Below are 9,607 nucleotides of genomic sequence, written 5' to 3'. Positions count from 1 at the left end.
GGTCTGTTGGGTGAGGGTGGAGACGAGGTTGCGGTGGGAGGAGAGGATGCCTTTGGGGCGTCCGGTGGATCCTGAGGTGAACATCACGCAGGCGACATCGTCACCGGTGACGGTCTTCCCCGGGTTCCCCGCGGAGCGGCCCGCTATCGCCGCTTCCTCCCGGTCCACCAGGACCGTCCGCCACGGTCCCGGCAGACGCCCCGCCTGCCGGACGTCCGTGACCAGGGACGCGATCCGGGCGTCCGCCGCCGTGTTCGCCAGGCGTTCGTCGGGGAACTCGGGGTCCAGGAGGGCGTATCCGGCTCCGGTCTTGACGACGGCGAGGACGGCGACGGCGAAGGTGTTGCTCCGGTCGAGCAGGACGCCCGCGAGGTCGCCCCGGCGCAGTCCCGCGTCGATCAGATGGTGGGCGAGACGGTTCGCCCGCTCGTTCAACTCCCGGTAGCTCAGGGTCTCTTCGCCGAAGACGACCGCAGGATGCTCCGGACGCAGCCTCACCTGCTCCTCGAACAGCTCCGCCAGCGTCCCGTTACCGATCTCGACCTCCCTGCCCCGGCGCTCGTCGAGGAGCAGTCGGCGCTCGGCCGGATCGAGCAGGTCCACCTCGCGCACGGTGGCGTCCATCCGGGCCAGGGCCGTGTCCACGAACCGCAGGAACCGCGCCTGGTGGTCCCCGACGGCCGCCAGATCGCACACCTCCGGCGCCGCGTCGAAGTCGACCCGCAGACCCACCTCGGGACCCCGGTCGTACACCCCGATCGCCAGGTCCTCCACCGGCCCGTTGCTCAGGTTGTGCGCCAGGGTCGGCAGCCCGCCGAAGTCCAGCTCCGGCGCGAACGCCATCAGGTTCACCAGCGGCGCGGTCAGCCGCCGCTCGCCCTCGCCCAGACCCAGGTCACGGCACATGTCCTCGTACCGGGTCCGCTGGTGCTTCAGACCGTGCCTGGCCTCCGCCACCACCGCGCGCACCAGCTCGGAGAGCGAGGCGCCGGGATCGACCGCCAGCCGCAGCGGCACCACGTTCGACGCCATTCCCGGCGTACGGCGGGCCAGCTCCGACGTACGGCCCGTCACCGGCAGCCCGAGCGTCAGCTCCGTGCGCCCGCTGATCCGGTGCACGTACGCGGCGACCAGCGCCACCATCAGGATCGGCCAGCGGGTCCGGTGGGCCCGCGCCACCTCCCGCAGCCGGTCGGCCCGCTCGGGCGTGATCACCGCGGAACGGCGGACGAACGGCCGCCCCTCGGTCAGTTCCTCCGGCACCTCGGCCGTACGGCCCTCGGCGATCCGGGGGGTCTCCGGCAGCCCCGCCAGGTGCTCCGCCCAGTGGGCGCGCTCGGCCGCCGCCTCCGGCGACGCCCGGTGCGCCGCGTCCTCCGCGAGCAGCTCCGGCAGCGTCCCGAACGGCGTCGGACCCCACGGCTCGCCCGCGAGCGCCCGCCCGTACAGCTCCGCGAGCCGCTGGTCCAGCATCGACGACGCCATCCCGTCCAGCAGCACGTGGTGATAGCACTTCACGTACAGGTGGTGCTCGGGGCCCAGCCGCAGCAGGGCGTGCCGGGTCAGCGGGCCCGCCGTCAGGTCGTACGGGGCGGCGAGGCACCGCATGATCCACGCGCGGCCCTCCACCGCCGGGTCCGCCGTGCCGCTCAGGTCCACCGACTCGATCCGCCGGTCGCCCGGCTCCGCGTCCAGGACCTGCCAGACACCGTCCTCGTCGGACCCGGTGGTGCGGACGCGCAGCACGTCCGCCTCGGTGACCAGCTGGTACCAGGCGGCGGCGAACAGCTCCTCGTCCACCCCGCCCCGGATCTCCTGGTACTCGCCGATGTTGTAGCGACGACCGGAGGGGTCGAGGTGGTGGGCCATCCAGATGTCGTGCTGCGCTGCCGACAACGGCAGCCGCAGGGCTGCCGCACCGGAGGCGGTACCAGCGTCGGACGCCATGAGCGAGCTCCTTGGGAGAGACGGGGTGCGGGCCGGCCGACTCCGGGGCGTTCCGCGCACCAACCGGCCGATGTCATCCAAACCCGGGGGGCCCGCCCCGGGCGGCAGTTGCCCCGGCACTCCGGCAGCAGCTCAGTGCGCGGCGGCAGCCAGAGCGGCGGGCCCGGCACCTTCGACGGCCGCACGCCCGTCCGTCGCGTCCGCACCGGGGTGGAAGGCACGGACCAGCTGGAGCACCCGGAACCGGGACCGGCCCGCCTCCTGGCTCGGTCTTATCACCCCGCTGATCAGCAGGTCCCGCACCGCGCGTCCGCTCTCCGGCAGCCCCAGACCGGTCAGCCGCACGATCTCGTCCAGTCCGAACCCGCCGTCCGCGCCCGCGTCCTCGCCCCGCGCGCACAGGGTGGCGAGGAGCGCGCGCCGGGCGGGCGGGAGCCGCACCAGCCCACGGTGCAGCGCCGCCCGGAAGCGCGCCCCGCCGTCACCTCCCGCGAGGTGGTCCAGCAGCGGCGCCGGATCACCGTCCAGGCTCGCGCGGAGCGTCGCCAGATCGCACACCGCCAGCCAGGAGGCCGCCGCGCCCAGCGCCATCGGATGCCCGTCGAGCCTCCGGCAGATCCGTACCACCTCCGTCAGATCGGCGCCCGTGGGCACGAACTCCGGCCGCACCCGCCGCACATGGTCGAGGAACAGACCCACCGAAGGCGCGGACAGTGCCTCCAGGTCCGCGCCCGGACGGGCGGACGGCGCGGCGGGCACCTCCAACGGGCCGAGCAGGAAGGGACGTTCACCCGGAACCTGCCACGGCTGCTCCGAGGTCACCAGGAGCCGGAGCCCCGGGCACTCCCGCATCAGCCCGGTCAGCCGCTCGAACCGGGGAGCGCTCTCCGGCGCCCCGTCCAGGACGAGCAGCACGGCCCGGTCGCCGATCAGTTCCGGCAGCGACTCGCCCGCGCGCCCGCCGTCCGCCGCCGCGGCGCGCGGCGCGCCGTCCACCGGGGCGAAGAGGTGCTCCACGGCCATGCGGACGAGCCGGTCGGCCCGCCCGGACCCGGCGGGCGCGAGATAGTCCCGGGGCGCCCCGGGGAACGCGTACCAGAGGACCGGGAACCCCGACGCGTACAGCCGGTCCGCCACCTCCAGGGCCAGCCGGGTCTTCCCCACCCCGCTCAACCCCACCACGTTGACCAGGCGTTCCGTCGCGGAGGACAGCTCCCGCACCATGGCCTCGGCCTCCGCCTCACGACCCGTGAGCCCGTGCAGCGCGGTCGGCGGGGCGGGCTGCTCGGCGTCCAGGACGGCCCCGGCGGAACCGGTCACGCACCGCCCCTGATGCGCCGCCGCCTCCAGCGCCGTCCGGGCACGGGCGCCGAGTCTGAGCGCGTCGGCCATCAGCCGTACGGTGTCGGCGCGTGGCCTGGTGGCCTTGCCCTGCTCCAGGTCACGGATGGCCCGCACGCTGATCGTGGACAGGTCCGCCAGCTCCCGCTGGGTGAGGCCGATCCGCAGCCGGTGGCTCCTGATGAGGGCGCCGAGGCGGGCGCTCCCCCGGAGGCCGGAAGGTCCTTCGGCTGCCGCGGTGGACGGGCCGGTCATGCTCATCTGCGCTCCCGCGAGTCGTGGTGGGGAACCCCCTGGCAGGTGCGGTCCGGCTCCCCTCCGCGTGGGGCGGTCGCCGTCCGGTTCCTGTTCCCATCGTTCGAGTCGCGCTATCCGCGGAACATCACCGGGCCAAGGGAACCTCGTCGTCGCAGGTCAGCGCCGTTGCCCCGGTCCGCCGACCGGCCCCGGCGGCAGTCCGTGATAGCGGGCGCCCCACGGGCCGCTATCACGGCCCCGAGCCCGTCGGCACGGTGATAACGGGGGGATAGGGGCGGGGCCGGTTGGACGATTCCGGCACTTCCTAACGTGGTGCCCACAGAGAACGAAGCAGGAAACGAAGCAGGAAACGGAACGGAACGGCGCGAAGCGGAGAACGGACGCAGCGCACGGCACGGAACGCAGCGCACACGGAACGCACCGCACGGCCACCGCACCGACAACCGAAGGGACCCCTCAGATGAGCCTCGCCAAGGCCTTCCGCACCGCCCTCCTCACCGCCGCCCTCGCCGGTGCGGCCGTCCTCGGAGCCCAGGCGGCGTACGCCGACGACGTCCCGGCCCCCACGGGGACCACCCAGGCCGCCCCCGCCGGCCCCGCCGACGGTGCCGCCGTCCCCGCGCCGACCCCGACCCCCACCGCGACGAACAACGACCCCTGGGACTGACCGGACGGCCGAAGGCCGCCACCCCACCCGCCCCCTCGCGGCGACACCCCGTGGACGACGGCCGGGGAGAATCCCGGCCCGCGGCCCCCGGAACGACGACGGCCCGGAGACAGGCCCCGGGCACGGCATCAGAACGCGGCTCCCGAGGACGTACGCCCCGGACCCGGCTCCTGGCCCCGGGCGGCGACAGCCGGAAGACGGCTCCCCTCCGGGACGAGGTTCCCCTCCGGGATACGGGTCCCCGCCCCGACGCCCGAGCCCCGTCCTCCTACGAGCCACACGACCGGGACGCCGTACGCCCCGCCGACCCGAGCGGGATTCCCCGCTGTCGCCGGGTGGCCGCCGCCCGGCTCATCGGCCGAGCAGCAGCTCCGCCTCCCGCAGTTCCGGGGCCATGTTCCGGTCCCGGAAGGTCTGGGCGGCGCTCTCCAGAAGGCTCCTCGACCGGTCCAGCTCGCCCGACCGGGCCAGCAGCCGTGCCAGGTCGAGCCGCACCAGCGCCGAACCCCCCTGGTCCATGATCTGCTCACGGACCGTCAGGGACCGGTCGTAGAAGCCCCGCGCGAGACCGTCGAGGCCCATGGCGGAGTGCGCCTGGCCCAGGTCCCGCAGCAGATGCCCCTCGCCGATCACATCGCCCCGGTCGCGGCAGAGTTCGAGCACCTCGTTGAACGTCCGTACCGCCCGCTCGTGCTCGCCCCGCCCGTACAGCAGTTGCCCCACCCGGCGCAGGGTCCGCGCCTGCCCGCCCGTGTAGCCCACCGAACGGTAGATGCCCAGCGCCTCGTCCAACTGCGACTGGGCGGTGGTGTCCTGGTTCCGACGCATCCAGATGTGCGCGCTGTGGGTGAGGACGTTCGCCCGCCCCACCGGGTCCTGCGCCCGGTCGAAGTCGGCCAGCGCCAGGGCGTACAGCTCAAGGGCCCGGTCGTCCGCCCCGCAGAGACGGTCGAGGAGCGCGAGGTCACGACGGCACATGGCCCGCCCGTGCGCGTCGTCCAGCTCCACGAACATGCCCAGTGCCGTACCGAGCGTCCGCCGTGCCTCCTCGTGCTGGCTGCGGCTGAGCTGCAACGAGCCCAGCGAGCTCAACAGCGCCGCCGTGCCACGGGTGTTGCCCGCGATCCGGACCGCCCCGAGCGCCTGGTGATGGGTCTGCTCCCACAGGTCGTGGTGACCGCGCACCTCGAAGAGGGTGACGAGCGTCGTCGTCAGGTCCCAGCACAGCTCGTCCATCTGCTCCCGGGCGGCGTGCTCCACCGCCTGGCACAGATTGGCCTGCTCGCTGTCCAGCCACTCCAGCGGATCGACGAGGAGTTCGTCCACGACCGTGGCGGGCGGCTGCCAGCGCGGCGCCCGCCCGTGCAGGACGGTGAAGTCCCCGCCGTAGATCCGCCGGTGCGCCTGCTCGGCCAGGGCCATCCAGCCGCCCATCATGCGGCCGAGCGCCGACGCCTGGGTGTGCGGCTCGTCATGGGCGGCGAGCTGCTCGCGCGCGAAGACCCGGATGATCTCGTGGAAGCGGTAGCGGAACCCGCCGGTGGACTCCACGCCCACCACGTCCAGCATCTGCACGTCGACCAGCGGTTCGAGCAGGTCGGAGGGGAAGGGCCGGTCGTCGTCGAGGAGCGCGCCGGCCAGCCAGCCCGGCAGGGTCGGCCCCTGCGCCAGGCTCAGCATCCGCAGCAGTTGCCGGTCCGCCGCGCCCAGACCGTCGTGGGTGAGCGACAGACTGGCCCGCATGGTCATCTCGCCGTGGGTCAGCTCGTCCAGCCGGTGCCGCTCGTTGGCGAGCCGGTGGACCATCGAGGCCAGTGTCCAGTGCGGGCGGGCCGCCAGGCGGGCGGCCACGATCCGCAGCGCGAGCGGCAGCCCGCCCACGGTCCTGATCAGCGCCTCCGCCGCCACCGACTCCCGGGTCACCCGCTCGGGCCCGATGACCCGGACCAGGAGCTCCAGGGCGCGCTCGGTGTCGAGGACGTCCAGCTCGACGCGGTACGCGCCGGGCAGCCCGGTGATCCGCAGCCGGCTGGTCACCAGGACCGCGCAACTGCGGGTGCCCGGCAGCAGCGGCCGGACCTGGCTCTCCGAGGCGGCGTCGTCCAGGACCACGAGCACCCGCCGGTTGGCGAGCAGCGTCCGGTACATCTCGGCGCGCTCGTCCAGCGACTCGGGGATCACGGGCCCGGGGATGCCGAGGGCCCGCAGGAACCGGCCCAGGACCTCCGACGCGGTGGCCGGAGCGGCCGTGGTTCCGCGCAGGTCACAGTAGAGCTGACCATCGGGGAAACGATTCTCCCCGATGCGGTGCGCGATGTGCGTGGCGAGGGTCGACTTGCCGGTGCCGGGCTTGCCGACGATCACGGCCACCCCCACCGCCCGCCGCTGCCCGTCCCCGATGAGGGCGTGCTCGATCGCCGCCATCTGCTCCTCGTCACCGACGAAGTCGGCAGTATCGGCCTGGAGCTGACGGGGTATCTCCTCGCCCGCGCCGCCGGTACCCGCGACCGTGCGGGGCAGGACGGCCGTCGACGCCCCGACGACGGCCGTCCCCCCGGACGGTCCCGCACTCCGGGCCGGTCCCGTACGGACCGGCCCGCCGACCGCGAGCGCCCCGCCCGGGGACGTACCGTCGAACGCCCCGGAGCCCGCCGCCGCGCCGGAGAAGGACCCCGGCCCGGGACCGGACCCCGGGCCCGGTCTCGTACGGCTGTCTCCCCAGCCGCCGCCGGACCGTCCCGCGCCGACCGCACCGCCCTCGTCCTCCCGGCCGCCTTCACCGCCCGCTCCCCAGCCCGGCACGTGCTCGGGTCCGCGGCCCCCGCCGTGCGCCGACCCGCGGACACCGGGGCCGATCCGGTCGTCGGCGACGGCCCGCAGTGACGGATCGCCGGAGAGGATCGCCCCCTCCAGGGAACGCAGTTCCTCGCCGGGCTCCAGGCCCAGCTCCTCCACCAGGAGTTCCCGGCCGATCCGGTACGCCTCCAGCGCCTCGGCCTGCCTGCCCGACCGGTACAGGGCCAGCATCAGGTGCCCGCGCAGCCGCTCGCGCAGCGCGTGCTCACGGACCAGCAGCTGTATCTCACCGACCAGCTGGTGATGCCGCCCGAGATCCAGCTCCAGCTGGATGCGGGTCTCGACGGCCGTCAGCCGTTCCTCGTCCAGCTGGAGCGCCTTGCTGCGCAGCGTGTCGCAGGTGACCCCGTCGAGACCGGCGCCCTGCCACAGGGCCTCGGCGGCCCGGAGCCGTTCGACCGCCTCCGCCGGACTGCCGGACCTGAGCAGCGCACGGGCCTCACCGACCTGCCGGGAGAAGCGGGCCGCGTCCACGCTCTCGCCGTCGGTCATCAGGACGTACCCCGGCGGCCTGGTGGTGATGGCGGCGTCGAGCCCCGCTCCCGCGAACAGCTTCCGCAGCCGGGACACACAGATCTGCACCTGGGTGCGGGCGGTGTCCGGCGGCTCGTCGTCCCAGATCAGATCGACGAGATAGTCCGTACTGACCACCCGGTTCGCTTCGAGCAGCAGCGCGGCGAGGATGACTTCCTGACGACCGGGCGGCACCCGGACCCGCCCTTGCGGACCGGTGACCTGTAAGGGGCCCAGGATGCGGAAGGCCGGGCCTTCAGAAGCGGGGCGTACCCCGCTGACGGAGTCGGGCATACGTCTCCCGGGTCGGGGTCCGGCACTCGGAGAGGGATGATCGCAGAGGGTGCCGGGTCAGTCTCCTCGAACGGAACGGCATTTGTCCATGGCGTGGAGTTTTCGTGTGGAGCGCGGGGGTCCCGTCCGGTGATAGCCCAGCGATAGTTCCGGGTTGCACGGGCGGAGGAGAGTGTCCGCGAACGCACGAAAGGACACGGCCGGTGAGCAGCGACGAAGACAGTGGACGGGGCAGGGGGCACGTGGTGGGCGGGATGGTCACGGCGGCCGGAGTGGATCATGTGAGGCTCTCCTACCTGTACCTCGACGACGGCGACGTGGACGGCTTCGGCTCGCTCCTCCACGAGGACGTGGAACTGTGCCGTCCCGACGCGCCCCCGGGGCACGGCCGCGCCGAGGTCCTCCGTATCCACCGCGAGGGGCTGGTCCCGCCCGCCCGGCACACGCTGGACCGGATCGTGGCCGAGGGGGACAGCGTGGTGGTGATGGGCCGGGCCGGTGAACTGCCCTTCGTCGATGTGTTCACCCTGTCGCCGGAGGCCATGCTGCGTGACTGTCGCCGCTACTACCATGTGGCGCCATGACACCCCCTCATCCTCTGTCGGGGCGGTCCGGATCGACTCGGCCCATGTGTGCCGCCGCCCTGATCCGCCTCCCGCTGTCCCTTCCCTGCGCCGTCGCCGGGGTCCTGCTGCTCGGCGGCTGCGGGACCGGGGTCCCGGGTGCCGGAGCCGGGTCCTCCACGTCACCGGTGTGCGGACCGGGGTCCGTCACCCCGGGCGCCTCGGACGGTGCCGGTACGTCGGACGGTGCCGGTACGTCGGACGATGCCGGTACGTCGGACGATGCCGGTACGTCGGGCGTTTCTGGCGGGGCGGGCCCGACCGCCGGTCCGGATCCCGTGGCGTCGGCTCCCGCCGCCGGGGGCGGTGTCACCGTCCTCGGCACGGGCCGCGCAGGACGGCCCTGCGCCGTGTACGAGGCCGCCGGTGAACCGGCCCGGGACCTCACCTATGCCGTCACGCTCGCCTTCCTCTCGGAGACGGGCCGGGTCCTCACCGAGGTGGAGGACACCGTACGGGTCGCCCCCGGCCGCACCGCACGACGGACCGTCACCGCGGACGGCCTGCCTCCGGATGCCACGGGAGGCACCCGGGTCCGGCTCCTCAGGGTCCGGAGCTTCCCCACCGCGGAGTCCCCGTCACGGAGCGGTCCCTGCCCGCGCTCGGGAGTGCGGGTGTACGCGGACGAGGGCGACGCCGCCATGGGACTGCGGGTCGTGGGACTCCACCTGGAGAACTGCGGCACCCGTCCCTACCCGCTGCACGGTTACCCCCGGGTCGAGATCCACGACGAGGACCACGACCGCGTCGAGGACGTGACCCTGCTGCGGGGCGGCGACGCCGTCGCCGGGGGCACCGGCGCCGAAGGGCCCCCGGAGCCGCTGGTCCTGCGACCCGGCGGGCGCGCCCGGTCCGCCCTGGTCTGGCGCAACACCGTCGAGGCGGGAGCGGGTGCCCCGGTGAACGCCCCCTACGCGCGCGTGTGGGCGAAATCCGGCGCGGCCCCCGTGACGGTGATCCCCGAACTCGACCTCGGCACCACCGGGCGGCTCGCCGTCGGCCCCTGGAAGGCGGACGCCCGGAGCTGATGACAGGCGGACGGGACACGGACGGACGGCCCCTGAGGGCGGCCCGCCCCGGTCGGAGGCCTCGCATCGCGCCCCTCCCG

6 protein-coding genes are annotated in these 9,607 nt (G+C 74.2%); 3 read left to right on the top strand and 3 right to left on the bottom strand.

Going from position 1 to position 9,607, the window contains the following annotated elements; translation table 11 throughout:
- Together ACIO92_RS30845 and ACIO92_RS30840 are read right to left on the bottom strand one after the other, a co-directional pair.
- Positions 1-1,947: condensation domain-containing protein (locus ACIO92_RS30845; protein ID WP_402596807.1), on the bottom strand; the 1,947-nt coding region annotated here is incomplete at its 3' end.
- A gap of 132 nt (positions 1,948-2,079) precedes the next feature.
- The gene (locus ACIO92_RS30840; RefSeq protein WP_402280715.1) at positions 2,080-3,549 is read right to left on the bottom strand and encodes a helix-turn-helix domain-containing protein; all 1,470 of its coding nucleotides are present in this window, start codon (positions 3,547-3,549) and stop codon (positions 2,080-2,082) included.
- Between the two features lie 457 nt (positions 3,550-4,006).
- Here ACIO92_RS30840 and ACIO92_RS30835 point away from each other — a divergent pair, with 457 nt between their 5' ends.
- Complete coding sequence (locus tag ACIO92_RS30835) at positions 4,007-4,213, top strand: hypothetical protein (protein ID WP_366444622.1); 207 nt, start codon at positions 4,007-4,009, stop codon at positions 4,211-4,213.
- A 351-nt stretch (positions 4,214-4,564) separates the two neighbouring features.
- On the opposite strand, the gene ACIO92_RS30830 is transcribed toward ACIO92_RS30835, so the two are convergent.
- Positions 4,565-7,876: an AfsR/SARP family transcriptional regulator gene (locus tag ACIO92_RS30830; protein WP_402280717.1), complete on the bottom strand. Its 3,312-nt coding sequence runs from the start codon at positions 7,874-7,876 to the stop codon at positions 4,565-4,567.
- A gap of 203 nt (positions 7,877-8,079) precedes the next feature.
- On the opposite strand from ACIO92_RS30830, the gene ACIO92_RS30825 reads away from it, so the two are divergent.
- On the top strand, positions 8,080-8,460 hold the full coding sequence (locus ACIO92_RS30825) for a nuclear transport factor 2 family protein (RefSeq protein ID WP_366444620.1): 381 nt from the start codon (positions 8,080-8,082) through the stop codon (positions 8,458-8,460).
- Between the two features lie 317 nt (positions 8,461-8,777).
- A complete protein-coding gene (locus tag ACIO92_RS30820; protein ID WP_402060314.1) occupies positions 8,778-9,527 on the top strand; it encodes a DUF4232 domain-containing protein in 750 nt (249 codons plus the stop codon).
- Positions 9,528-9,607: the final 80 nt, after the last annotated feature.

Source organism: Streptomyces sp. NPDC087215, from assembly GCF_044744885.1.
In the GTDB taxonomy this organism is placed as follows: Bacteria; Actinomycetota; Actinomycetes; order Streptomycetales; family Streptomycetaceae; genus Streptomyces.
Note: the sequence above shows the minus strand (reverse complement) of the source record. Positions and strands in the feature narration are given on the sequence as shown.